This is a genomic window from Streptomyces sp. NPDC006385, assembly GCF_040612485.1.
In the GTDB taxonomy this organism is placed as follows: Bacteria; Actinomycetota; Actinomycetes; order Streptomycetales; family Streptomycetaceae; genus Streptomyces.
In genome coordinates this window covers 1-23,265 of record NZ_JBEXQG010000027.1, presented here as the reverse complement: position 1 = coordinate 23,265, position 23,265 = coordinate 1, and the positions used below count along the sequence as shown (strand labels likewise).

Genomic DNA, 23,265 nt, shown 5'->3' with positions numbered 1-23,265 from the left:
TGCCGTAGGGAGGGGAGGGGAAAGAAGGGAAGGGAGCCGACTCAGCCCTTGGCCGTCCGCTCGGCCGGGTCCCGGCGGAAGGCCCAGGCCAGGTCCGGCTCGGTCACCGGGCGAAGGACGCGGCGCACGGGAGGGGTGCACAGCAGGGTGACGGCGACCGCCGCGACGACCGTGAGGACGACCTTTCCGGCGGGGTCGTGCAGCCAGGTGTTGGCGTCGACGAGGCCCGAGTACTTGGCGCCCTTGGTCAGGAATCCGTGGAGCAGGTAGCCGCAGATCGTCCCGGCGCCGAGTGCTGTGAACCACGTACGACGACGCGGGACCCACGCCAGGAAGGCCGCCGTCAGCAGCAGCGAGCAGGCGAATAGCGCGAAGGTCATCACCACGCCGGTCCACCAGGGCTCCCCGATCTCCTGTGCGCTGGAGCGGCGGAAGAACCACTCGGTGCGCATACGCGTCGCCGCCCAGTACGCGAAGGCGAGCGCACCGGTGAAGAGGGGTATCGCCGCCAGCCTGATCGCGCGGCGGTCAAGGAGCCGGAAGTGCTCGGGCTTCAGGCACAGGCCGAGCACGAAGAACGGGAGGAACTGCAGGACCCGCTGGAGGTTGAGGTCCCCGCCGATGCCGGGGGTGACGGAGGCGAGCACCGCGATGGTCAGCGCGACCGCGAGCGGATGGCGCAGCTGCTGCCACAGCGGTGTGGTGAGCCGCCAGATGAACAGCGCTGCGAGGAACCAGGTGAGCAGCCAGGGGTCGAGCAGGCTGATGGGGTGATCGTGTGCGTCGTCGGCGTATCGCTTGAACAGGGAGTAGGCGGTCTCGAAGACGACGTACGGGACCGCGATGCCGCCGACCAGGCGCCTGAGTTGACGGGGCCGGGCGGTGAAAGTCCGGGACAGGTAGCCGGAGATGACGATGAACGCCGGCATGTGGAACGTGTAGACGAGGACGTACAGCGCCTTCGTGGCCCGACTGCTCTCGACGAGCTCCCAGGCGTGCGCCACGGCCACCAGGACGATCAGCAGGTACTTCGCGTTGTCGAAGAACGCGTCCCGCCCACAGTCGGCGGATGCTGGGCTGCTCTCCGGCTTCGCGGCCGACTCTGGGGAACGGAACTGCGCGACAGCGTTCGGTATGCCGTTCGACAAGACTCTACCTTTTCGTAACAGAAGAGATCGCCGAGGACACTCGGGCGCCGAAGCGGCGCTGCGAGCCCATGGCCAAGGCGCGACCGACAGCCCCAGGCACCGGCGACACACGCCCCCACCCGCGCACGCAGGAGCCGTGAGTGCGGCTATCTGCCAGTCACTTTAGCAGTCTATTTACCTTGGCTTTGCCAAAAAATGGGTGGTGGTACACCGCATGGTCAGCCCGCCTGGCCGCACTTCGAGCCGCGGGGCACAGCAGCCCGGCACCAGGCGCCTACTCTCCCGTGACGGCAGATTGAGTGAGCACTGTGTCCGGCTCACCGTCGACACCCCACGGCCTGTTCGGGTGCGGCGATGAGGTGATCCAGCCGCGCGTCGGGGAACGCTGGGGTAGGCGATGGCGCAGTCGCGGTGGGCGAACTGCAGCACGGCGGAGGTGACGGAGATACCGCGGGCCTTCTCCCTCTCCATCCAGTCCGAGGCCGCCCGGTCGGAGGACTGGCCGGCGCGGACATGAGGTCCTTCAGCTTGGCGCCGGTGTCGGCGGCGAGGGTGTTGCCGACGAAGGCGGTGGGGATGACTGCCCGGCGTTCAAAGGCTCACCGCGCGACCGAGCAGTTCGCCCAGGCCGACGCCAGGGCCTCGGGAAGCTGAGGGACGTCGCCACAACCGTGCGGCCCACGAGGCAAGCCGTCGCTGGCGATGTAGACCCAGGCGCCCACGGAAGTGCCGCGGAAGTACTTGGTGGCGCCGCCCTCGTCCTGCATGCCCACGAGTTCCTCGTGCGAGGCACCGGCGGTGGGCTCGAAGCGGGTGGCGGCATAGCGGACGCCGCCGCACTGGCCGTAGAAGAACTGGTCAGGCACCGGCTGGACGTGGACGAAGCGGGGGAAGCTGCGCTGGTACGCCCTCGTCACGGCGGCCTTCACGTCGTTGCCGACGGGCAGGTTGCGGCAGCCGGGGTCGTCCTCGGGCGCGTTGCCGGTCATCACGGGAGTGGGGTTGTCGGCCCTGCTCGGGACGGCAGACGGGTGCGACGGCGTGGGCACGGTGGCGCCCCCGGAAGATCCGTTCGACGGCCTGTCCGCCGCGGCAGAGGCATCCGGAGAAGACGAAGGTGAAGGCGGGAAGGAGGAGGGAGAGGGAGAGGGAGAAAGAGGCGAGGCGTCCGAGGCAGTGTGGGAGCCTGACATGCCTTGGCACCCTGTCAACATCAGGATTCCGCCCATCAGCGCCATCACCGACGTACCTCTGAGACCGGGCATGACGAGTCCTCTCCTCCTGTGGAAGCCGCGCCAACGACCTGAATCCGACTCTCTGCTTCGACCGATCGCCACATGCGCAGCACAAGCACTCGGACCGGGAGGCGGGCCGGGCCCGTCCCCCACAGGGGACGGGCCCGGTCGCGTTTCACTGTGCCGGTCAGGCGTTTGCTCCCGCGTTGCGGCGACGTGCGACGACCACCGCGCCGACACCGAGGACGAGCGCCGCGCCGCCCGCCAGGGCGACCTTCGGCAGAACGTCGCTCGAACCGGTCTCGGCGAGCGAGCCGCTGCTGCTACCGCTACCGCTACCGCTGGTTCCATTCACCGGAGTGGTGGATGTGCCGCCCTGTCCGGTGGTGTTGTCGGTCCCGCCGGGCTTGCCCTCGGCGTCCTCGACCTCGCCCGGGTCGCTGCCCTTGGCCAGGATCTGGAACTCGTAGTGGTCGAGGTCCGGGTAACCACCGCACGACCCCTCCTCGTTGACGTAGTCGGCCGTCGCGAAGGCCGCGCCCTGCCCGGCCGGGATGTCCGCGTCGACCTTCAGCCGCAGCTTGACGTCGACCGAGGTCTTCGCCTTGAGGGGGCCGACGGACGATCCGTCCAGCAGGTCGGCGTCGCGCCAGTTCGGGTTCTCGGCCGTGGAGAACTCCAGGTCGAGGTAGGAGTCGAGCTCCTTGAGGCCCTTGTCGTCGAAGGCGTGGACGGCCGCGTACGGGTACACCTCGTCCATCGTCTTGTCGGTGCCGTTGGTGACGCGCAGCGTGAAGTTCTCCGTGGTTCCGCCGACGACCTTGTCCGGCAGGCCGCTGACGACGGCGCTGAGCTTGGGCTCGGGGACGCACTCGCCACCCGGCTCCTCGCCCTCCTCGGCCTCGGCATCCGCCAGCGCCTTCTTCGCGTCGTCCAGCTTCTTCTTGGCCTCGTCCCTCGCCTTCTGGAGAAGGCCGATCTTTCGGGCCTGGGCGACGCGGGCGTCGTCGTGGGCGGTCCTCGCCTCGGTGGCCTTGGTGTCGGCGGCCGTCTTGGCCTCTGCGGCCTCCTGGGCGGCCTTCTCGGCCTCGTCCAGCGCCGTCTGCGCCGCGGCCTTCTCCTCGTCGGTGGTGGCGGCGTCCAGCTTGGCCTGGGCGTCCACGACGGCCTGGTCGGCCTCGGTCTTGGTCTTGGCGGCGGCCTCGGCGGCCTTCTTGGTCTCGATGACCGCGGCCTTGGTCGGGTACGTCTCCGCCTCGATGCCCTCCTCAAGGAACTCGATGGCGTCGTTCACCGCGATGACAGCGGCGTCGTACTCCTTCTGCGCGAGGGCGACGGCCTGCTCGAGCTCCTCGATGGTCGGCTGCGCGTTCTGCGTCTGCGCGGCCGGCTTCTCGTCGGCGAAGGCGGGCGCGGCCGAGAGGAGGACGACCGGGGCGGTCACGGCGGCGGCGACGGCAGTCGCGAGAACACAGCGAATCTTCACAATGGACCCCTGGTCGGGCGGCGGAAAAGTGCGAGGGGCATCGCGCTCGCGGAGTGCTCACGCGGGGCGACGCCACGGCGATCGTATGACCTGCATGAGCAAGGCCACAGGTGGTTTCCCGCACCCCTGCGGGAAATGCCTCCGCAGCGTACGAACAAATGGCATGTACGCGGACAGTTGCTTACGGAGGCCGCACTTTTTCTGTGAGCCATCTCATCACAGCGCGTCCGGAGGGCTGAGAGCGCGAGGTCGATGCTCGTCACCCGCTCCATGCGAAACCCCCAGGACGGAGACCTGGGGGTTCACTCGTGCCCGTGGAGCGCCCACCTTCTTCCCTCAGGCCCGCCGCCCGTGACGGGCCGGGCGCTCAAGGGTGCCTTTAGGCGTGTGGGTGGAGAACGACCTTGGTGTAGCCCTCCACTCGCTTGTCGAATTTCTCGTATGCCGTCGGTGCCTGGTCCAGGGGCAGTTCGTGGGACACGACAAAGCTGGGCTGTGCGCGGCCCTCGATGATCAGGTCACGCAGTTGACGGTTGTAGCGCTTGACATTGCACTGGCCCGTGCCCACGCGCAGCCCCTTTTCGAAGAGGCGGCCGATGGCGACCATCAGCATGCCCTGCTTGGCCTGCTCGTCCGGTCCGCCCGGGTCGCGCGGGACGTACAGGCCCGGCACACCCAGCGCACCCGTCGGCCGGACCGTCTCGACCAGCGAGTTCAGCACGGTCGCCGGCTCCTCGCGATCCTCGCCGCGCGCCTGTGCCTGGTAGCCGACGGCGTCGATGCCCTTGTCCGTGCCTTCACCCGCGGTCTGTTCCCGGATCTGCTCGACCGGGTTGCCCTCGGTGAAGTCGACCGGCACAGCGCCGATCTCCTCGGCCTTCTGCAGCCGCTCGGCGACTCGGTCGACCACGAACACCTTGCTCGCCCCCCGCAGGATCGCCGAGTAGGCGGCCATCAGCCCGACCGGACCGCCGCCGTAGACGGCGACGCTCTCGCCGGGGCGCACGTCGGCCAGTTCGTTGCCGTGGTAGCCGGTGGGGAAGATGTCGGCGAGCAGGACGAAGTCGGTCTCCTTCTCGCTGCCCCGGGGGAGCCTCAGACAGTTGAAGTCGGCGTAGGGCACCCGTACGTACTCCGCCTGGCCTCCCACGTAGGGACCCATCGCCACGTAGCCGTAGGCGCCGCCGGCGAAGCCCGGGTTCACGGTCACGCAGAAGCCGGTGAAACCCGCCGTGCAGTTCTTGCAGAAACCGCACGCGACGTTGAACGGCATGACGACCCGGTCCCCACGGCTGAGCGTCGTCACCCCTTCACCGGTCTCCTCTACGATCCCCAGGTTCTCGTGACCGAAGACGATCCCCGGCTCGGCGGCGGTGCGGCCCTCGTACATGTGCAGGTCGGAGCCGCAGATGGCGGTCGACGTGACCCGTACGATCACATCGTTCGGGTGCTGGATCCGGGGATCTTCCACTTGCTCGACCGCTACCTCGAACGGTCCCTTGTACACGACAGCCCTCATCGTCGAGCACCTCCACACAGTGTGCTTGCTCGATCAGGTACGGGAACGGCAGTCAGCAAAGACCTCTGTGTCGATCAAAGACCTCTGTGTCCATCGCGGAAACGGGCTTCGATCCACGCAGCCAATCGGCCTTCTGTGCATTTCCTCATATTCCAGACTGATGCATGATGAGATGATTTGCATCTAAGGACTTCGAAGTCCTGTTTCCTTATGGTTCGGAGAGGATCAAGAACCTTGACACGACGTCTCGGCGTGTTGCTCGTCCCGGTGTCAGGGCTGTCCGGCACCAGTTATCCGGCGGGGACCCGGGTGACCATACGAGGCACCGGTGGATCCGTCGACGGCTTCGTCGACGGAGACTGGCTGCCGCTCGCCTGGTGGGAGTTCGCCGACACCCAGCCGGACGACACACCGCAACCGTGATGCCGAACGCCGGTCAGCGCGGTGCCTCGCCCTGTGCGATCTCCACATCGTGATGGAACACGATCACGCCGGTCGCCGCGGCGGACGCGGAGACCGCCGTGCAGGCGGCGAGGAGCAGGGCGATCCAGGAGGCCCTGCGGGGGCGTTGCGACGGAGGCGAGAGGAGGGCCGCGACTCGCCGGGGGACGGGGCCGGTGGTCGCCGCGGAGGCGAAGCCGGGGCGTGTGGAGGGCGAGGCGTGGGAGGCGAGGGCGGCGCGGGCGATGGCACGGGCGGTGAGCTGCCGGTCGCCCACGGCGGTGGCGGCGGCTTCGTCGGCCGCCCGTTCCGCGGCGAGCCGGACGGCGTCGCGGACACGGCGCAGGCCGGGGTGGCAGTGGGCCGCCAGCTCGGCCGCGAGCAGGAATCGGTAGTGGTCGCCCTTGTTGTGGGCGCGCTCGTGGGCGAAGAGGGCCTGGCGCTCGGCGGGGGCGAGGCTGCGGAGCATCCCGGTGGTGACGACGATGCGGTGCGGCCGACCCGGCAGGGCGTAGGCGTCCGGGTGGGGTGAGTCGACGACGCACAGGTCGCCGGCGGTGGCGCTGCGGTCGGCCTGCCTCCGGGCCGTACGGAAGGCACGGATCTGGCTCAGGGCCGAGCGCAGCGACGTCCACGCACTGACGGTGAGGACGCCGGTGGCCGCGGCGGCCGCGGGAAGGACGAGGGTGTCCGGCGGCGTGTGCAGGGGGTGGACGAGTTCACCGAGCGCGGCGAACAGGGGCAGCTTGAGCAGGCCGGTCAGGACCAGGGCGCCGAGCGCGCAGACGGACGCGCCGGCCAGCACGAGTGCGGTGAAGGTCAGCGTCCACAGCGCCGTGGCGGGGGCGAGGCGGTCGAGCGTGCGACCGGCGAGCGGCCTCACCGCGAAGGGCAGGAGCAACGGGACGGCCAGCAGCAGGACGGTCATTGCTCACCCGATTCGAGGAGTTCCCGCAGGATCTGCTCGTCGTCGGAGCTGAGCCGGGCGACGAAGCGGGCCAGGACCGTCTGGCGGTCGACGTCCCGGTCGAGTTCGCTGTGCATGCGGCGGGCCGTGAGGCCGGGGGCGTCCTCGACGGGGAAGTACGCGTAGCCGCGGCCCTGCCGCTCGCGGCCGACGACGCCCTTGTCGTGCAGGCGGGTCAGGATCGTCGTGACGGTGGTGCGGGCCAGGTCCACGGCCAGGTCGGCCTGCACCTGCCCCGGTGTGCGTGGGCCCCCGGCGGCCCACAGGGCGGCCATGACACTGGCCTCCAGCTCGCCCGCCGGTCGGCGTTCGTCCTTCGCGTCGGTCATGGGAACGATCCTCACCCCGCCATCGTCTACAGTGCAGTAGACCGTCTACACGATTGTAGTCAGTCGGGTGCCGTGTCGTGCCGTGCCGTGCCGTGTCACGTGCTCCCGTGCGTCCAGTATGAGAGGGCTCGCGTATGACAGGGCTGGCAGGGCTGGCAGGGCTGGCAGGGCTCGCGACGACGGCCGCGCCCGCGGCATCGCAGGTGGCGGTGAATCTTCTGAGCGCCCCGTCCCTGCTCACCGCCTTCGGCGTGCTGGGTGTCGGCGTGGTGCTGTTCGCCGAGACAGGGCTGTTGATCGGCTTCTTCCTGCCCGGCGACTCTCTCCTCTTCACCGCCGGACTGCTGGGTACCGGGACAGCGCCCGGCGGCCTGCGCCTGTCCCTGACGCCGCTGTTGCTCGTCGCCGCCGCGGGGACGCTGGCCGGCTCCCAGTGCGGCTATCTGATCGGGCGCAAGGCGGGCGGAGCACTGCTCGACCGCACCGACTCGCCCCGCCTGCACCAGGGAGCCCGGCGCGCGGAGGAGTTGCTGGCGCGGTACGGGCACGCGAAGGCGATCGTGCTGGCCCGCTTCGTCCCGGTGGTGCGCACGGTGCTCAATCCACTCGCGGGTGCCCTGAGGGTGCCCGTACGAACGTTCACCGTGTGGCAGGTTGCCGGCGGACTCGTCTGGAGCACGGGCCTGGTCCTCGCCGGCTACGCCCTCGGCTCCTCCGTCCCGAACGTGGACCACTACCTGCTCCCGATGGTCGCGCTGATCGTCGCCCTGTCGCTGCTCCCGCTCGCCGCCGAGCTCTCCCGCTCCCGCCGGGCGAGGGCGAAGGAGGCACGCGGATGATGCTCGCCTTCGACGGAGCCGTGATCGACGGCTCCGCCTACACCGACGTGGTGGACCTCGCCCACCGCTCCCCGGCCTGGCTGGACAGCATCGTGTCGGTCTGGTCGACGTACGGGCTCGCGTTGTTCGCCGTCCTCATGGCCGTGGGCTGGTGGCGGGCTCGGCACGTCGACGCCCGTGCGGCGCTGATCGCGCTGGCCGCGCCGGTGACCGTCGTGGTGGCGTACGCGGTGAACGACGCGCTGAAGTCGGCGGTGCGCGAGGATCGTCCCTGCCAGAGCCTGCGGGTGGTGACGCTGGAGGCGTGTCCGGCGCCCGGTGACTGGTCGTTCCCCAGCAATCACGCGGCCATCGCCGCCGCGGCCGCCGTCGCGCTCCTCTTCGTCTCCCGTCGGCTCGGTACGGTCGCGGCGGTGGCCGCCTGTGCGATGGCCGCCTCCCGGGTCTGGGTCGGCGCGCACTACCCCCACGACGTCGTGGCCGGTGGCCTCGTCGGGGCTCTCGTCGCGTTCCTGCTGACGGCCCTGGTGCGCCGTCACCCCGACGCACTGGCGCGACGGCTGGCCGCGACGTGGCTGCGTCCGCTGCTGGTGGCGCCGTGAACCGCAGGGACGTCGCCGACCTCGCCGGCTGCACAGCGCTGGGCGCCCTGACGGCGTTCGGGCTCCTGGCCCTGGTCGTGGTCGGCGGCGACGGCGCCGCACTGTTCACGGACGAGGACCTCCACGCCTGGCCCTTGGCACACCGCCCGGCCGTGGCGGTGGCACTGGCCCGTGGGCTCACCGCCACCGGCACGGGTGTGGTGCCGTACGTGCTCGCCGTACTGGCGGGCCTCGTGGCCGCACGTGCCGTACGCGGTCGTCTGCTCGCCGTCGGCCTCTGCGTCGCCTTCCTCGGGACCGGGCAGGCGGCCCGGTACGGGGTGATGTGGCTGGCAGCCCGGCCCCGTCCGCCCCGGGCGGAGTGGGCGACGCACGCCTCGGGTTGGGCGTTCCCCTCCGGCCATGCGACCACCGCCGCGCTCACCGCCGGGCTGCTCGTCGTCGCGGTGCTCGTGCGCGGCCCGCGCGGCAAAGCCATGCTGGCGCTCGCCGCCTGCTGCTGGGGCGCGCTGGTCGGGCTGACCCGCGTCTACCTCGGGGTGCACTGGTTCACCGATGTCCTCGGCGGCTGGCTGTTCGGCATCGGCTGGCTGGGACTGTGCCTCGCCGCCGTGGCCAGGTGGGCGCCCGAGCAGGTCATCGCCGGTTCCGGCGGCACAACGGTGGACGGGACGACAGACAGGACAGACACGACGGAGGAGGTGGCCGAGCATGCGCCCCAGGATCCTGGTCGTCGAGGACGATCACGCCCTGCGTGACGTCCTGCTGCGCGGTCTGCGCGAGGAGGACTTCGACACCGTGCCCGCGCCGGACGGGGCGACCGCCCTGCGCCTGGCCACCGCCGACCTGGCCGCGGCCGTACTCGACGTCGGACTGCCCGACGCGGACGGCCGGGACGTCTGCCAGGCGATGAGGGCGAACGGATTTGTGGCCCCGGTCCTTTTCCTGACCGCCCATCACCGGATCACCGACCGGCTCAGCGGGTTCTCCGCAGGCGGCGACGACTACCTGCCCAAACCCTTCCACCTCGCCGAACTGGCCGCCCGGCTGCGGGCCGCCGTGAGACGCGCCGGCCCTCGCCCGACCGCCGCGACCGCAGACCTGGTCCTCGACGCCGTCCGGCACCGTCTCACCGTACGTGGCGCCGAAGTGGACCTGACGCCGACGGAGTTCCGCCTGCTGGCCGCGCTCATGGCCGCGTCCGGCGCCCTCGTACGCCGCCGCGAACTGGTCAGGGCGGGCTGGCCCGAGGGCGCGCACGTCAGCGACAACACCCTCGACCAGTACCTGACCCGGCTGCGCCGCAAGCTGCGCGACAGCGGCAGCGAACTGACCGTCACCACCGCCCGCGGAATCGGCCACCGCCTGTCATGACCGGACTCCTCTCCCGATGACCGGACTCCTCTCCCGGGCGGCCTCCCCGCCGCTCGCCCGTCTGGCCCCCCCGCACGCTGCGCGGCCGACTCTCCCTGGTTGCCCTCACCACCGCCGCGTTCCTGATGGTGATCCTCACCGTCGTGTTCAACACCGTGGTCCGAGAGCGCCTCCAGCGGCAGGCGGACGACGAACTGCGCACGCGGGCCGCGGCCGTCGCCACCACCGTCGACACCGGCCGTAACGGAGTACGAGTCCGGGAGACCTCGAACGACGAACTCCTCGACACGAACGTGTGGATCTACGCGGGCAGCCGTCTGCTCGAACGGCCGCCCTCCGCCCCGCCCGCCGGCCCCGTCACCCGCGCCGCCGCCCGGCTCGCCGCACGGGACGGGCAGCACTGCACCACCCTTGAGCGCCCAGGCGACCCCGTCCGACTGTGTGCGCAGGCCATAGGCGGCAGCGCCGCAGCCGTCGTCACCGCCCTGAACCTGTCCCCCTACCGCAGCTCGGCGGACACCCTGCTCCTCGCGTCCCTCACCCTCGACGCCGTCGTGCTCGCCTGCACCTACCTGCTGACGCGCCTGGCGGTCGGCCGAGCGCTGCGTCCCGTTCGCACGATGACCGACCAGGCCACCCGATGGAGCGCCGTCGCCTCCACCGCACGCTTCGGCGCCGCCGAGCAGCCCACCGAACTCGCCCGCCTCGGTGGGTCGTTGGACGCCCTCCTGGACCGCATCCGGGCCGTACTGCGCCACGAGCAGCAGCTCACCGCAGAGCTGTCCCACGAACTGCGCACCCCGCTCAGCCGGATCATCGCCGAACTCGACTGGTGGCAGTCCCGGCCCCGCTCGGACGCCGACACCCGGGCCACCCACGCGGCCATCACCGACGCCGCCCAGACCATGCGCACGATCTGCGACACCCTGCTGGACGACGCCCGGGGCAGCAGCGCCTCCACCGCACCGGGAACCGCCGACGTCCTGTCCGTGCTGCGCCCGCTCACCGAACGTCTGGGGATCCCCGGACACGTGAAGGTCGTCGTCGACGTCACGCCCCCGGGTCTGGAAGCCGGCGTGCCGCCCGCGCTCCTCGAACGCATCGTCAGTCCTGTCCTCGACAACGCCCTGCGGTACGCGCGCTCGCACATCACCGTGGTGGCGAGCCGGCAGCCGGACGGCGTACGCATCGACATCACCGACGACGGTCCCGGCGTACCGCCGTCGTTCGCCGGGCAGCTGTTCCAGCCGGGGCGGCGTGCCGATCCCTCCGACGGGCACGGCGGGGCGGGCCTGGGGCTGCCGCTCGCACGACGCCTGGCCCGCACCGCCGGAGGTGAGGTGGCCCACGGCTCCGGCCACACACCCGGGGCGGGGTTCGTGATCAGCCTGCCCGCCGGATGACCGTCCCCCGCTCGGAGGTGTCCCCGGCGGCGGGCTCTGTGACGTCCTTCCGCGTCACCGTCAGGAAAACGACAAGGCCGAGGATGACGGCGAGGAACAGCACACTCGTGACCACCGCGCCCAGGCCGAGGCCGCCGTCCGCGGTCGGCTGCGACAGGTAGTCGCCCACCGAGGCGCCGAGCGGCCGGGTGAGGACGTAGGCGATCCAGAAGCTCCACACGGCGTCGAGGCCGAGCGCGAAGTGCACCACGGCGACCGCGCCGATCGCGAGGGCGAACAGGAGCGCCGACACCCAGTAGCCGAGTGCCATGCGCTCGGCGACCAGGTCACCGGCCGCCGTGCCCAGCGCGAAGGTGAACAGCACCGCGAGCCAGTAGAACGACTCGCGGCCGAGGCTGTCGATGCTGTGGATGGACAAGGTCCGCTCACGCCGGTACCAGACGACGAACACGACAGCGAGGACGAGCGCGAACACCGTCGTACTCAACTCCAGCGGCACACCGAGGTTGTCGGTGAGGTTGTCGCTGATCAGTGTGCCGACGACGCTGATCAACGCCACGGCCAGCCAGTACACGCCGGCTCGGTAGGCGGTCGTACGGAACTGCCAGACGAGCGCCGCCGCGAGCAGCACGCTCATCAGCAACGACACACCGGTCAGGCCCAGGCCCAGCTTCTCGTTCAGCATGTCGGCCGCCGTCTCGCCGACCGTCGTGCAGAGCACCTTGATCACCCAGAAGTACACGGTGACTTCGGGCACCTTGTTCCAGCGCAGACGGTGGCCGACCGGGGCCGAGGCGGGGGCGTGGGCGGCGGGGGTTCGTGGAGTCTCGGATATCTCGTATGCCATGGGACCCGACGGTGCCACCGGCTCCCTGAACACATCCTGACCGGCACGTCGGCAAGTGTCGGCGCAAGGATGAGTCGCCGTGGCCCGCCGCCGAGCTCACCCAGCTCCATGGTGGCCAGTGTTGCGAGCGGAAGCCCGCCGCCGCCGCTACGGCAGCGACGAGCGCATCACCTCCCTGCTGAAGAAGGCACGGGTGATCGTCGTACCCGTGGTCAACGTCGACGGGTTCGAGACGTCCTTCAGCGACGGGCAGTTGGTCGATCTGCGCCCCGTCGACGAGGGCGGCACCGGCTCGATCCTCGCCACGCCCGGCAACGCCTACAAGCGCAAGAACTGCCGTACGGCCGACGGCATGGCCCCGCTCGCGAACGAGTGCGCCCTCGCGAGCAGCCCCGGCGGCTTCGGCGCGGGCGTCGACCCCAACCGCAACTACGGCGGTTTCTGCTCATCACCAACCACACCTTCTCCAATCTGGTGCTGCGCCCGAACGGCGTCGCGCCCGACACCACCGGTCCCGACGGCCTGCCCCTCGGCGATCCGCCGGACGCGGCCGCGAAGGGCAACCGTGAGGCGTTCCTGATCGCGCTGGAGAACGCCGTCGACCCGGCGGCGCACTCGGTCATCACCGGCAAGGCGCCCGCCGGAGCCAGGCTGCGCCTGAAGAAGACCTTCGCCACACCCACCTGGTCCAGGCGTCACGGGCGTCACGGAACGGAACCCGATGGCCGAGACACCCGGCGATCACCAGCAGCGCTGATCACCTTCCGGGTTCATGGCGCGGCACCTGGGACGACTTCGCGGCCTCGGCCTCCGCCTTGGCATCGCTCACCGCGGCGGCGGCCTGTTTCTCGGCCTCGTCAGCGGCCGCGGCGGCGTCGAGGGAAACCGTTGAGCCCGCCCCGAGCTGCGGCATCCGGTTTTCGTCCGAAGTGTCGTCAGCGTCGGCGGTGGCTGCCTCCTCAGGTTGCACAGTGGGAGGGCCTGCCGTCGGCTGGTCACCGAACGCACGGGTGACGGTCCGCACCGCCTCGGTCAGCTCCCCCGGGATCACCCAGAAGGTGTTGTTGTCGCTGCTCGCCAAGTGCGGGAGCGTCTCAAGGTACTTGTAGGCCAGGACCTTGGGGTCGGCGTTGTTGCGATGGACGGCCTGGAAGACGAGCTCCACCGCCTTCGCCTCGCCGTCCGCCCGCAGGATCATGGCCTGTTGCGTGCCCTGGGCCTCCAGGATGTCCTTCTGCTTCGTGCCTTCCGCGGTGAGGATCTTGGCTTGCCGCTCCCCTTCGGCGTGCAGGATGGCCGCGCGCTTGTCACGCTCGGCCCGCATCTGCTTCTCCATCGCCTCCTTGATGGTGTGCGGTGGATCGATGGCCTTGATCTCGACGCGGTTGACCCGGATGCCCCACTTGCCGGTGGCGTCGTCGAGGACGGCGCGGAGCCGGGAGTTGATCTCCTCGCGCGAGGTGAGCGTCTCCTCCAGGTCCATGCTGCCGATGACGTTGCGCAGCGTGGTCACGGTGAGCTGATCGATCGCCTGGAGGTAGTCGGCGACCTCGTAGGCAGCCGCCCGCGGGTCGGTGATCTGGTAGTAGAGCACGGTGTCGATGTTCACCACGAGGTTGTCCTCGGTGATCACCGGCCTGGGGTCGGACGAATAGACCTGCTCGCGCACGTCGAGTTTGGTGTTGATCCGGTCCGCCACCGGCAGCACCAGGTTCAGGCCGGGTTGCAGCGTCCGGCGATACCGGCCGAACCGCTCGATGTTGTAGCGGCGCGCCTGCGGGACGATCCGCACAGTGGAGGCCACGAGGAAGACGACGACAAGGGCCGCCACGAGAGTGAGGATGACAACTGGATCCACAGTGCCTCCATTGCTACGGGTTCAGCCGTTCATGGGAGGAGTTCGCGGGGGTAGACGATGGCCGTGGCGCCCTCGATCTCCATGACATCCACCAGCGCTCCCACCGGGATCACGAGGCTCTCGTCGAGGGCGCGGGCGGACCATTCCTCGCCGGAGAGTTTGATCAGGCCGCGGGTCGCGGTGACCTCCTGCATGACCTCGGCCCGCTTGCCGATCAGCGCGTCACTGCCCTCGCGCATGAGGGGTTGCTGTGTCATATGCCGCAGCGCGACAGGACGGACGATGACCAGGCCGACCGCCGCTGCCGCTCCGAGGGCCACGAGCTGGCCGAGAAGGCCGATGCCCACGCCGGCGACCACGGCGGCGACCAACGCGGCGCCGGCCAGCAGTCCGAAGAACAGTGTCAGGGTGAAGAACTCCGCGGCACCCAGCGCTGCGGCGGCGAGCAGCCATACGAACCACGGCATGGAATCGCCCTCCTTCAGGGGCCTTCTCCACCAAGCTACCTTCCGGGACGTCGGGCAGACAGAGACATACAGCCGCGGCTCTTGATCATCGACGGCTCGCCCTGATCGGCTGCGGTACCTGCGCGCAGCCCGGTCGCCCGAGCGTCGTCGCTTCCCAGGCTGGGAGCGCTGTCCTTTGGGTGGGGAGGTGTCAGCCGTGCTCGGGAGCAGCCCACTCGACGAACTGGACGATGACTCCGTTGGGATCGGTGACCTGGAACAGGCATTCGCCCCAGGGCTCCTTACGCAGCGGCATGGTGATCTGGACTCCGGCGTCGCGCAGCCGTTTCTCCTGCTCCTGCAGGCCGGAGGCGACGGTGAAGGCCAGGATGAGGCCGCCGGCGCGCTGGTCACGCTGCTCGGGCGGCAGCACCTCGATGCCGCGAGCGAGCAGGACGATGTCGACCGCGTCGTCGCGCGTGAGTGATGCGAAGCCGTCGGCGGCCTGCCGGACGGTGTAGCCGAGATGGGCGGTGAAGAACTCCTGAGAAGCGGTGACGTCGTCAACGGTCAACGAGACGGTGGAGGTGGTGAACTGCACGAGGGCTCCCTGGGTGCGGTGTGGGCGGGGTCAACTGCTGCGAGGACGGGGGAAGTTGCGGATGCGCCACGCAGCGTGCGGCGCCCTGCGGCCGTAAACTTGCTACCGACGTAAACTTATGTCGAGAGACAGCAGGGTGTCAACGTAAAATTACGACGAGGATAGAATTGCGCCATGGCCACCCAGACGAACGCCCCCGCCACCGGACTGCGCGAGGCGAAGAAGCAGGAGACCCGACAGCTCATCTCCGACCACGCGACCCGGCTGTTCATCGCCCAGGGCTTCGAGCAGACGACCATCGCCGAGATCGCCGCCGCCGCACGCGTCGCCAAGAAGACCGTTACGAACTACTTCGCCCGCAAGGAAGAACTTGCCCTGGACCACCAGGAGCAGTTCGCCGCCTCCCTGGCCCACGCGGTCGCCGCTCGTCAGCAGGGGGAATCAGCGCTGGCCGCACTGCGCCGGGCATTCAGCGACGCCGTCGCGGCCCAGGACCCGGTCGCCGGGTTCTCCGGCCAGGAGTTCGCCCGCATGATCGCCGACAGCCCCACCCTGAGCGCCTGCCTGCGCGGCCTGCACGACCAGCGCGAACACCAACTCGCCCAGGCTCTTGCCGAGGCCACCGGCGCTCAGCCCGACGACATCACCGTTCGGACCGCCGCCGGACTGCTGGGCGCCCTCCACCGTGTTCTGTTCCACCGCATCCAGGAGCTCACTCTCGCAGGGCACCCAAACGACCGGATCGCCCAGGCCATCGCCACCGAAGCCCGCCAAGCCTTCGACCTGGTGGAACCCGCCCTGTCCGACTACGCCACCGCCTGAGTCCGCCGCTCGGCCCATGCCCAGGTCCACCGATGACCGCTGAGCGCGAGGGGCCGGCCGGTGAGTCACGACTCCCAGCGGTTTCAGGCGCCGCTCCCGGGCAAGGCAGCAGTTGTGTTCCGGTCTCGCCGGTCCTGCCGGTCCTGCCGGTCCTGCCGGTCTGTCCGGCGTCGCAGGTCGATGGTCCGCAGCGAGGCGGGGAGGTCCGCTCGGTAGGGAATCAGGCCGAATCGCCGATGCTTGATGGTGGCCGCCACCGTCACGTGGGCCTGAACGGGAGCGCCGGCCGGGGCCTTGACGATCACTGTGAAGGTTTCGTCGCCGATCAGAGGGTGACGGCCGGTCGCCTGGATGCGCCACTCCGGGTCGCTGTCCCTTTCGCCCATTCCGATGACGAAGAGATCCTCCCGGCCCTGGCCGGGGGTGAGTTCGAGGGTGGACTCGACGATGGCGAGCTTCGCGCTGAGCGCGATGGTGGCTGCCCGTTCCACCGGGTACGAGCGCTTCCTGGGAGAGATCGACCAAGCGATCGGCTGGCGGTCCGCGGGCTCGTCAGGGGACTCCAGGAGAACGCCGATGGCGGCGTCGGCGAAAGGGTCACCGTTCGCCGGTGGGCGGAAGGCGCATGTGAGGCTCAGGAGGAGATAGTCGCTGTGCGACGCCTCCGCGGTCAGGAAGCCGAGCCATTCCGCTTCGCCCGCGGCTGCCTCCTCCGCCGTCAGTGGGTGGACGACCGCGGTGCTCAGCGAGACCCGTCCTTCGACGCGGTGCTGCGGGGAAGGTGTCTGCAGCCGGGGCACCTCCACCAGGTCGATCTCGTGCAGCGGGGTCAGGGGCAGGTCCAGATGGGTCACGAGGCAGCTCCGTGGTTCGAATCAGAATGGCGCCAGTCGCCGATGAAGCAGAACGAGCCCCAGTCCCGGAATGCCGGATGGCGGCCGCGGACGGCCGACTGCGCGGCGCGGAAGGCGGCCCGTCGGTCCGGTGCGTGCGCGAGGCGCTCGTAGAGCGTTCCGAAGAAATCCGTGGCCACCTCTGGGTGGACCGGCCACAGGCATCCGATGACGGCCGAGGCGCCGGCGGACAGGAACGCGGCGGGCAGACCGCGCAGATTGTCGTTGACGTCGAACCGGCCCAGGGCTGATTCGCAGGAACTCAGCGTCACGAGTTCGACTCCCCGCAGGTCGGCCTGGAGAAGGTCGTGGGCGAAAACGCGACCGTCGTTGTCCGGGTCCGGCGACAGGAACAGGCACTGGTACCACGACGCCCACTCGTTGTGCGCCCCGTGCGCGGCCACGTGGACGTACCGTGCGTCGGCGAGTTCGCCGAGCAGTCGCCGCGGTGTCGCCGCGGCGCCCAGCACCACGTGACCGCCCATCGCCACGGCGACCTGGGCCGCGTGTGTTTCCAGGGCGTCCTGTGCGAGGAGGCCCTGCGCGGTGCCCCCGGCCGCGGACGCGAAGGCGATGAGGCCGCGCCCGGGCGGGCGGTGGAGGCCGGGCGCCCGCGCGCGGAGGAAGCCCAGGCTCGGTACCTGAGTGACGGTCCAGTCCTCGGCAAGGGGACGGCCGTTGACCTCCAGCAGGTGGTAAGGGAGGTAATGCAGTGGGCCGTTGGGCCAGATGCACAGATGCCGCTTCCCCTGTGCCCGCCAGCCGTCCAGTGAAGCGGTGAAGCCCGCCAGATGGGAGAAGCTGTCCTCCCTGAGCTGCCGCTGCGCCGCACGGCTGACGGGCCGGTGCAGCGGGTCCGCGACGACGGCCCGGCGTAGGGCGGCGACGTGGAATGCCACCGGGTGGGTCGAGAGAGAGAGCTCCGCCTTCGTGAAGCGGATGAGCCCGGCTTCGAAATCCGTCAGGAGCACGGTGTGGTGCTGCATGTCCTCGCGGGTCACCGCCATGCCGGACAGAGCGGTCACCGGCGCCTCGGTGCCCTCCCGGCGGGCGTGGCCGAGATACAGCGAGAGCAGCACCGTGTCCTCGCTCAGGAGTGCCTGCAACTCGTCGGGGAACATCATCGGTATGTGGTCCGTGCGGCCCGTGGCGAGGAGTTCCTCGCTGATCCACCGGTCCGCGGCACGCTGCGCGTTGCGGTGCTCCGTTTCGGCGTCGCTCCCGAGTTCGGACTCACCGGTGCCCACGTAGAAGAGCATGGCCTCTTCGGGGCCCGGCAGTTCGGGCTCGTTCAGCGGTCCGGACAGCCGCATCTCGTCCGCGCGGACGCGGTCCAGTAGTCGCGAGAGCCTGGCGGAGGGTGTGAACGGGCCGGGCCGTTCGGTGCTGACCGTGAAGTCGATTCCCTTGGCAGCTTGGTGAATCGCCAGCATCAGGCCATAGGAGAGGGTGGGTCCGCTCAGTTTGAGGATCAGCTGCTGGTACAGGTCCCGGAGCTTCCAGCCGATGACTTCGTCGGTGCCGCCCCGCAGCCATACGGCGGCGGGGATCAGTGCCGCCACGGCCGCTCCGGCGCTGCTCTCGTCGGCTGCCAGCGCACCGCGCAGCGCGGCGTCGAGGCTGTTCAGCGCCATATCGGTCTGGTCGCACAGGGCGTAGGCGGCGAGTGCGTCGGCGAAGTGACGTGCGGCGAGGGCCTCCTGTCCCGTCCCCGACATGCGCAGCCCCATGTCGTACGAGAGTGTGCCGTCGAGGTAGTCCAGTGCGGGACCGCACCGGCGGCACAGCTCCGGAGCCAGCTCCCGCGCCTGCGCGGTCAGCGCGCGGCCGAGGTGCTCCTCCTCGTTTCCCCGGGCGTGTGCGGCGAGGTGGATGAGGGTCGCCGCACGCTCCTCGGGGGGCCAGCCCTCTTCGTCCGCGCGGTCGCGGAGCCGGTCCGCCGCGTCCTCCACCCGGATCGGCCCCGCGAAGCAGCCCAGCCGATTGCCCGCCAGACAGTGCACCTCACTGGCCCAGCGGCGGCGACGGCAGGCGTCCGTGGGCAGGTCCGGGAGCTCGCGGTCCGCGGCCTGGATCAGCTGGAACTCCAGGTCCGGCCGGCGGGCCTGCTCCGCGAGCGCGAGCGCCTCGGCGAAGACGCTCGCGGCCTCGCGTATCCCGTGTCCGTCTCGGACAGCGGCAAGCGGCACGGGCAGCACGTCCTGAAGATCACCGGGCAGCGAGAGCTCATCCAGCAGGCACAGGACTCTCAGCAGGTACAGCTGGGTGAGGGGGTCCCGGACCGGGTCCAGCAGGTCGAACGCCTCACGGGCGACCGCCCGGATCTCCTCGTCACCTGACTCAGGCGACTCAGGCGACTCAGGCGACTCAGGCGACTCACGAGACTCACGAGACCCGCGCGACTCGCGCGACTCGCGCTTGAGACCGGAGACCATGGACAGGGCTTCGGCCAACGCCTTGAGGACACGCCCCCGCTCGTGCCCGCGCGACAGGCCGGCGGCCTCGCGCAGATACCGGACCGCCTCCTCGGCGGCGACCAGTGGAGGGGGCATCTGAGCGGCGTCCGGTGCGACGGAATCGTCGGGATGGATCGAGCGGTGCCGAGCTTGGCGTTCACGCCACAGGGCATGCGCCGACTCGAAGGACAGTCCCGACATGTTCCCCAGATACGGGCTGACCCGCAGCAGTCCCGCGGCGAACAGTGTTTCGGCGAGTTCGGCGATGTCCTCGGCGCGGCCGCTGTCGCGCAGAACGGCGATCTGTTCGTCCGCCACGGCACAGGCGCGGCGGAAGATCAGCCCGTCGGCCATGTCTGTCAGCGCGAGCCGTCCTGCTTCGACGTAGGCGTCGGCCGCCCACCACCAGGGCGTTCCGTGTCCGGCACCCCACCGGGAGCGGGCGGCCTCCAGAGCGAGGGTCAGCGCCGGCATCGCATGGCGCGGGGTGCCGTCCTGTACGAAACGCAAGGCATCGAGCACCACGGAGCCCACGGCGGCCTCAGAGAGTTCGAGGGACGGCTCCTTCACTCGGCGTAGGGCCTCGCTCTCGGTCACCACCCGCGCCGAGAGGTGCGCGGCAAGACCGGCCAGGGTTTCCACCTGGTGCCGGACCACGGGATCCTCCGGACGGGCCGCAGGACCTTCCGGGAGGTCCGCTCGGTCGGCCTCGGCCGCAACGGCGTCGTCGGACTGCGCAACCGCCCTGGCCCTCCTGGCGCGGGAGGTCCGCTCTAGAAGAAGCCTCATGACCCTGCTCAGGTTGGCCAGGTGCGCCTCGCGATGGGCGCCGTCCGTGAGGTCGACCGCCTGGCGCAGCCACCTGGCCGCTTCCCGCAGCACGGGTACGACGCTGTCCTCGCCCCCACCTGTGGCTTCCGCTGCTTCAGCGCGACGGCCCAGAGCCGAACCCAGGCCGGCCGCCGCACCCGCGTGCGTGGGGGCATCCGCGAGAACGTCCCGGTAGACCCCTTCGGCGCGGACGAGATCCCCGACCTTCCCTGTGACCTCGAAGCGTCGTACGAGGGCACCGGCGAAGGATGTTCCGCGGCTCGCACGCCGTACGGCGGACGGCTCCGGGAGAGCGGCCACAGCGCCCAGCAGGTGCACCGCGGCATCCGCGTCGGCGCTCCGTTCCGCCACGGGGCGGTCGGGCAGCGCCGCGCGGTGCTGGAGCGCGAGGCCGTGGACCGTGTCCCGGTACGCGTTGTCATCGCGGTCGGCGACGGTCTCGAGCAGACCGATGGCCTGGTCGAGGGCAGCCGCGTCACCTGTCTCCTCGGCGTCGACGACCAGATCTGCCGCATGTTCCAGCGGGTCGCTCCACGGGTCGTATCCGGTCTCCTCGGCGAGCCGGGGCCACAGCTCACGCGGCACTCGTCGGTGATCGACCAGGTAGAGCAGGCCGAATACACCGATCGCTGTCTCAAGGTCCCGGGCAGCGAGGGGCCCGCCCCTGTGCGCCAGGGAACGGGCCCAGTAGAACGCGGCAATGGTGTGCAGCACATCGGGGTCGGCCTCTTCGGGGCGCCCGCCCACCGAGGCGAAGAGGTCCGCCGCGACAGCCGCGGCGCCGTCTTCGAGCACACGCTGCGGATCTCCGCCGTCGCCGAACTCACGTACCCGGGCGGCCAGTTCACCCAGACGCGCGTCCACCACGAATCCCCCCATCCGTCGGAGTACTCATCGTAGTGACGGCGCCCCGAGGGGCCTCCCGATCAGGCCCACAGCGTGCCCGGGTTACTGCACGTCCACGAAGTCGCCGGTCGCCTTGACGGCGGGGGTGGTGGAGGTACCGGCGAAGTTCCAGCGCCAGTAGCCGTCTTCGGATGCGGGGACCGTGGTCGTCAGGATGCCGGTGCTGGAGGTGTACACGGTCTTGACGGTGGTGTAGGTCGTGGTCCCGGCCTTGCGGAACTGGAGCTTGACCGGCTGGTTGGTGTAACCCCGGTAATCGAGCGTGTCCCAGTTGGCCCGGCTGAGCTTGCCGGTGACGGTGAGGGGCCGGTCCTTGGCGATCGGCTCCGGGCTCGCGTTCACGGTGAGTTTGGAGTGCCGCTGCAGACGAGTCGTCGTGTAGCTCGCCGTGTGGGTCCAGCTGTCGTCATTGGCCACGCCCTGCACACTGACCTTCCAGGTGCCGGCGTGAGCGTTGGTGAGCGCTGTGCCGCCGTACTTCCAGTCCGGTTCGAGGCTGAAGGTCTGCGAGCAGGTGGAGGTGGTGGCACTGGAGGCGACGCAGTCCGCGTGTGAGTAGTACTGGTTCGACACGATGCGGTCGTCGTAGGTCTCGTAGGGGTTCGCACCATCCGGTCCACGCCACAGGACGAAGTCCGCGTCCTGGATGCCCGACGGGTGGGTGAAGGTGCCTGAGACCGTGACCGTCTTGGCGTAGACATCCACCACGATGTCCTTGCCACCGTCGAAGAGGACGTTGCTGATGTGGACGTCGTCCTGGGCCTCGTCCGCGTAGGCACCGGGGACGGCGAAGCCGGCCAGCGCGGCCGCGGCGACGGAACTGAGCAGAGCACGGGCAGCACGCTTGCGCATGTATCTCCTTCACGGAGGGGAGAGGGAAGATCGGGAACCCGCCCAGCGGGCAGTGGAAGCCGGTCAGGGACGGGTGACGGACTTGATCGTGTACGGGACGGGCGCCGGTACGTCGTGTGCCGACGTCCACGCCGCCGCGGCGACAGGAACCCCGGCAGGAGCACGTCGCTTCAGCGAGCGTCGATGACGTACTGCACGAGGTAGCACCTTCGTCCCCCAGATCACGTTGCCGTGGTTCAGGCACAGCCGTCCCACAGACTGGTCCGCACTGTCCAGCGCGCCTGCGTGCGGAAACGTCACGGTGCAGGCCGAGGCCGTAGGCGATCGTCCTTCCCTCTACGCCGAACCGCTCGCGGAGCGCCCGGGCCCCACCGGGCGGGTCAGCGGGCGACGAACGGTTCGCTCAGGTGCGGGGTCGCGAGGTAGAGGGTGTCGGCGGCGCTGCTGAGGAGCACCTGTTCCCTTGAGGCCCTTGCCTGTTCAGGGTCCATCTCGTGGGTGTAGGCGAGTTCGGGGTGGAGCAGTTGGATCGCGTGCACGAGCAGGTCACCGGTGACGGCGACCAGTTCGCGCCCGGACGCGACGAGTACGCTCTGGTGCCCGGGCGTGTGACCGGGCGTGGCGCACACGCGCTCGCCGCTGCGCAGCGGGGTGTCGCCGTCGAGCAGCCGTAGCTGGTCGGTCTTGCGGAGCGGGTCGATCACAGCGGACCGCAGCTGCGGGTTGACCTCCTCGATCGCGTCGAGTTCGGCCTGCTGCAACAGGTATGCGGCGTTCGGGAAGAACGGCCGCGTCTGCTCGCCGCCCACGACGGCCCAGCCCACGTGGTCGGTGTGGAGGTGCGTGAGCACCACGGTGTCCACTTCGGACGGTTCGATACCCGCGGCGGCCAGCGAAGCCGGGAGCACCCCGGGCACGGGCGCCCACGAGGCCGCCGGGCTGTCGGCCGGACCGATCCCCGCGTCGACCAGCGTCACGCCCTGGTCGCTGCGGATCGCGAACGCGCGGAACTGGAGCCACCAGCGCCCGTCGGCGTCGAGCGCGCCGGGATCGAGCCGGTCGGCCGCCGCCCACTGCTCGGTGGTGGCGCCGGGGAACGCCTCCGACCTCGGGGAGAAGAAGGGGCCCGCGCCGTCGGCGAGCGCGATGACGGTGTACGGACCGACCTGAAGGGAAGGGGGCATCCCACAGATGGTGCCATCGGCGGCGGCTCCGCAGAACTGGTCATCGACTGTCAACCAGGGCCGATGGGCGGCTTGGCGGCTCTTTGGTTTGGCCGACTGAGGAAATGATCCATCGAGGTCCAGGAACAGGCGTCCCGACGCCGGACAAGCCGCCGCCGCTCGCGGGCCAGCAGGAGAGCCTGAACGTGCGGGGCGCGTTCCTGGAGGTGGCCGCGGACGCGCTGGG

The 23,265-nt window shown here is 70.2% G+C and carries 22 protein-coding genes; 8 read left to right on the top strand and 14 right to left on the bottom strand.

Annotation, left to right across the window (positions count from 1 at the left end; translation table 11 throughout):
- Nucleotides 1-41: 41 nt before the first annotated feature.
- The 4 genes from ABZ078_RS21470 to ABZ078_RS21455 form a co-directional block, all read right to left on the bottom strand.
- Entirely contained in the window at nt 42-1,148 is a 1,107-nt protein-coding gene (locus tag ABZ078_RS21470) for an acyltransferase family protein (protein WP_356577410.1), read from the bottom strand.
- A gap of 599 nt (nt 1,149-1,747) precedes the next feature.
- A complete protein-coding gene (locus ABZ078_RS21465; RefSeq protein WP_356577408.1) occupies nt 1,748-2,137 on the bottom strand; it encodes a hypothetical protein in 390 nt (129 codons plus the stop codon).
- Nucleotides 2,138-2,570: 433 nt separating this feature from the next.
- Nucleotides 2,571-3,869 carry a peptidase gene (locus ABZ078_RS21460; protein WP_356577406.1) on the bottom strand — a complete coding sequence of 433 codons (1,299 nt, stop codon included), beginning with the start codon at nt 3,867-3,869 and terminating at the stop codon, nt 2,571-2,573.
- A 379-nt stretch (nt 3,870-4,248) separates the two neighbouring features.
- Nucleotides 4,249-5,388 (bottom strand): glutathione-independent formaldehyde dehydrogenase, encoded by a 1,140-nt coding sequence (locus ABZ078_RS21455; protein WP_356577405.1) that lies wholly within the window; start codon nt 5,386-5,388, stop codon nt 4,249-4,251.
- Nucleotides 5,389-5,622: 234 nt separating this feature from the next.
- Between ABZ078_RS21455 and ABZ078_RS21450 the strand changes: the two genes are divergently transcribed.
- On the top strand, nt 5,623-5,811 hold the full coding sequence (locus ABZ078_RS21450; RefSeq protein ID WP_356577403.1) for a hypothetical protein: 189 nt from the start codon (nt 5,623-5,625) through the stop codon (nt 5,809-5,811).
- Nucleotides 5,812-5,824: 13 nt separating this feature from the next.
- On the opposite strand, the gene ABZ078_RS21445 is transcribed toward ABZ078_RS21450, so the two are convergent.
- Complete coding sequence (locus ABZ078_RS21445; protein ID WP_356577402.1) at nt 5,825-6,757, bottom strand: M48 family metalloprotease; 933 nt, start codon at nt 6,755-6,757, stop codon at nt 5,825-5,827.
- Nucleotides 6,754-7,125, bottom strand: a complete 372-nt coding sequence (locus tag ABZ078_RS21440) for a BlaI/MecI/CopY family transcriptional regulator (RefSeq protein WP_356577400.1) — start codon at nt 7,123-7,125, stop codon at nt 6,754-6,756. The genes ABZ078_RS21445 and ABZ078_RS21440 overlap by 4 nt, the downstream gene beginning before the upstream one ends.
- A 134-nt stretch (nt 7,126-7,259) precedes the next feature.
- Between ABZ078_RS21440 and ABZ078_RS21435 the strand changes: the two genes are divergently transcribed.
- From ABZ078_RS21435 to ABZ078_RS21415, 5 genes are all read left to right on the top strand, one after another.
- On the top strand, nt 7,260-7,964 hold the full coding sequence (locus tag ABZ078_RS21435) for a DedA family protein (RefSeq protein WP_356577398.1): 705 nt from the start codon (nt 7,260-7,262) through the stop codon (nt 7,962-7,964).
- Nucleotides 7,961-8,566 (top strand): phosphatase PAP2 family protein, encoded by a 606-nt coding sequence (locus ABZ078_RS21430; protein ID WP_356577396.1) that lies wholly within the window; start codon nt 7,961-7,963, stop codon nt 8,564-8,566. The genes ABZ078_RS21435 and ABZ078_RS21430 overlap by 4 nt, the downstream gene beginning before the upstream one ends.
- The gene (locus ABZ078_RS21425; RefSeq protein ID WP_356577394.1) at nt 8,563-9,324 is read left to right on the top strand and encodes a phosphatase PAP2 family protein; all 762 of its coding nucleotides are present in this window, start codon (nt 8,563-8,565) and stop codon (nt 9,322-9,324) included. Before ABZ078_RS21430 ends, ABZ078_RS21425 begins: the two co-directional genes overlap by 4 nt.
- Nucleotides 9,278-9,940 (top strand): response regulator transcription factor, encoded by a 663-nt coding sequence (locus ABZ078_RS21420; protein WP_356577392.1) that lies wholly within the window; start codon nt 9,278-9,280, stop codon nt 9,938-9,940. The genes ABZ078_RS21425 and ABZ078_RS21420 overlap by 47 nt, the downstream gene beginning before the upstream one ends.
- Before the next feature lie 125 nt (nt 9,941-10,065).
- Complete coding sequence (locus tag ABZ078_RS21415) at nt 10,066-11,343, top strand: HAMP domain-containing sensor histidine kinase (protein ID WP_356577391.1); 1,278 nt, start codon at nt 10,066-10,068, stop codon at nt 11,341-11,343.
- On the opposite strand, the gene ABZ078_RS21410 is transcribed toward ABZ078_RS21415, so the two are convergent.
- A complete protein-coding gene (locus tag ABZ078_RS21410) occupies nt 11,324-12,190 on the bottom strand; it encodes a hypothetical protein (protein ID WP_356577389.1) in 867 nt (288 codons plus the stop codon). The genes ABZ078_RS21415 and ABZ078_RS21410 overlap by 20 nt on opposite strands.
- 121 nt (nt 12,191-12,311) lie before the next feature.
- On the opposite strand from ABZ078_RS21410, the gene ABZ078_RS21405 reads away from it, so the two are divergent.
- Nucleotides 12,312-12,770, top strand: a complete 459-nt coding sequence (locus tag ABZ078_RS21405) for a M14 family zinc carboxypeptidase (protein WP_356577387.1) — start codon at nt 12,312-12,314, stop codon at nt 12,768-12,770.
- A gap of 177 nt (nt 12,771-12,947) precedes the next feature.
- Here ABZ078_RS21405 and ABZ078_RS21400 read toward each other — a convergent pair whose 3' ends face one another.
- The 3 genes from ABZ078_RS21400 to ABZ078_RS21390 form a co-directional block, all read right to left on the bottom strand.
- Complete coding sequence (locus ABZ078_RS21400; protein ID WP_356577386.1) at nt 12,948-14,048, bottom strand: SPFH domain-containing protein; 1,101 nt, start codon at nt 14,046-14,048, stop codon at nt 12,948-12,950.
- A 29-nt stretch (nt 14,049-14,077) separates the two neighbouring features.
- Nucleotides 14,078-14,515 carry an NfeD family protein gene (locus ABZ078_RS21395; RefSeq protein WP_356577385.1) on the bottom strand — a complete coding sequence of 146 codons (438 nt, stop codon included), beginning with the start codon at nt 14,513-14,515 and terminating at the stop codon, nt 14,078-14,080.
- Nucleotides 14,516-14,705: 190 nt separating this feature from the next.
- Nucleotides 14,706-15,095, bottom strand: a complete 390-nt coding sequence (locus ABZ078_RS21390) for a VOC family protein (protein WP_356577383.1) — start codon at nt 15,093-15,095, stop codon at nt 14,706-14,708.
- 174 nt (nt 15,096-15,269) lie between these two features.
- Here ABZ078_RS21390 and ABZ078_RS21385 point away from each other — a divergent pair, with 174 nt between their 5' ends.
- Nucleotides 15,270-15,917 carry a TetR family transcriptional regulator gene (locus ABZ078_RS21385; RefSeq protein WP_356577381.1) on the top strand — a complete coding sequence of 216 codons (648 nt, stop codon included), beginning with the start codon at nt 15,270-15,272 and terminating at the stop codon, nt 15,915-15,917.
- An 83-nt stretch (nt 15,918-16,000) separates the two neighbouring features.
- On the opposite strand, the gene ABZ078_RS21380 is transcribed toward ABZ078_RS21385, so the two are convergent.
- The 4 genes from ABZ078_RS21380 to ABZ078_RS21365 all read right to left on the bottom strand — a co-directional run bounded on the left by ABZ078_RS21380 (nt 16,001) and on the right by ABZ078_RS21365 (nt 23,039).
- Entirely contained in the window at nt 16,001-16,771 is a 771-nt protein-coding gene (locus ABZ078_RS21380; RefSeq protein ID WP_356577379.1) for a hypothetical protein, read from the bottom strand.
- Complete coding sequence (locus tag ABZ078_RS21375; protein ID WP_356577377.1) at nt 16,768-20,964, bottom strand: CHAT domain-containing protein; 4,197 nt, start codon at nt 20,962-20,964, stop codon at nt 16,768-16,770. The genes ABZ078_RS21380 and ABZ078_RS21375 overlap by 4 nt, the downstream gene beginning before the upstream one ends.
- An 81-nt stretch (nt 20,965-21,045) precedes the next feature.
- On the bottom strand, nt 21,046-21,855 hold the full coding sequence (locus ABZ078_RS21370) for a calcium-binding protein (protein WP_356577375.1): 810 nt from the start codon (nt 21,853-21,855) through the stop codon (nt 21,046-21,048).
- Between the two features lie 380 nt (nt 21,856-22,235).
- Nucleotides 22,236-23,039: an MBL fold metallo-hydrolase gene (locus tag ABZ078_RS21365; RefSeq protein ID WP_356577373.1), complete on the bottom strand. Its 804-nt coding sequence runs from the start codon at nt 23,037-23,039 to the stop codon at nt 22,236-22,238.
- Between the last annotated feature and the right edge of the window lie 226 nt (nt 23,040-23,265).

What these genes read in the sequence shown, in the direction of transcription:
- ABZ078_RS21465 (WP_356577408.1), bottom strand. Translation starts at nt 2,137, where the DNA reads ATGACCGGCAACGCGCCCGAGGACGACCCCGGCTGCCGCAACCTGCCC.
- ABZ078_RS21455 (WP_356577405.1), bottom strand. Translation starts at nt 5,388, where the DNA reads ATGAGGGCTGTCGTGTACAAGGGACCGTTCGAGGTAGCGGTCGAGCAA.
- ABZ078_RS21445 (WP_356577402.1), bottom strand. Translation starts at nt 6,757, where the DNA reads ATGACCGTCCTGCTGCTGGCCGTCCCGTTGCTCCTGCCCTTCGCGGTG.
- ABZ078_RS21440 (WP_356577400.1), bottom strand. Translation starts at nt 7,125, where the DNA reads ATGACCGACGCGAAGGACGAACGCCGACCGGCGGGCGAGCTGGAGGCC.
- ABZ078_RS21435 (WP_356577398.1), top strand. Translation starts at nt 7,260, where the DNA reads ATGACAGGGCTGGCAGGGCTGGCAGGGCTGGCAGGGCTCGCGACGACG.
- ABZ078_RS21430 (WP_356577396.1), top strand. Translation starts at nt 7,961, where the DNA reads ATGATGCTCGCCTTCGACGGAGCCGTGATCGACGGCTCCGCCTACACC.
- ABZ078_RS21420 (WP_356577392.1), top strand. Translation starts at nt 9,278, where the DNA reads ATGCGCCCCAGGATCCTGGTCGTCGAGGACGATCACGCCCTGCGTGAC.
- ABZ078_RS21415 (WP_356577391.1), top strand. Translation starts at nt 10,066, where the DNA reads ATGGTGATCCTCACCGTCGTGTTCAACACCGTGGTCCGAGAGCGCCTC.
- ABZ078_RS21410 (WP_356577389.1), bottom strand. Translation starts at nt 12,190, where the DNA reads ATGGCATACGAGATATCCGAGACTCCACGAACCCCCGCCGCCCACGCC.
- ABZ078_RS21395 (WP_356577385.1), bottom strand. Translation starts at nt 14,515, where the DNA reads ATGCCGTGGTTCGTATGGCTGCTCGCCGCCGCAGCGCTGGGTGCCGCG.
- ABZ078_RS21385 (WP_356577381.1), top strand. Translation starts at nt 15,270, where the DNA reads ATGGCCACCCAGACGAACGCCCCCGCCACCGGACTGCGCGAGGCGAAG.
- ABZ078_RS21370 (WP_356577375.1), bottom strand. Translation starts at nt 21,855, where the DNA reads ATGCGCAAGCGTGCTGCCCGTGCTCTGCTCAGTTCCGTCGCCGCGGCC.
- ABZ078_RS21365 (WP_356577373.1), bottom strand. Translation starts at nt 23,039, where the DNA reads ATGCCCCCTTCCCTTCAGGTCGGTCCGTACACCGTCATCGCGCTCGCC.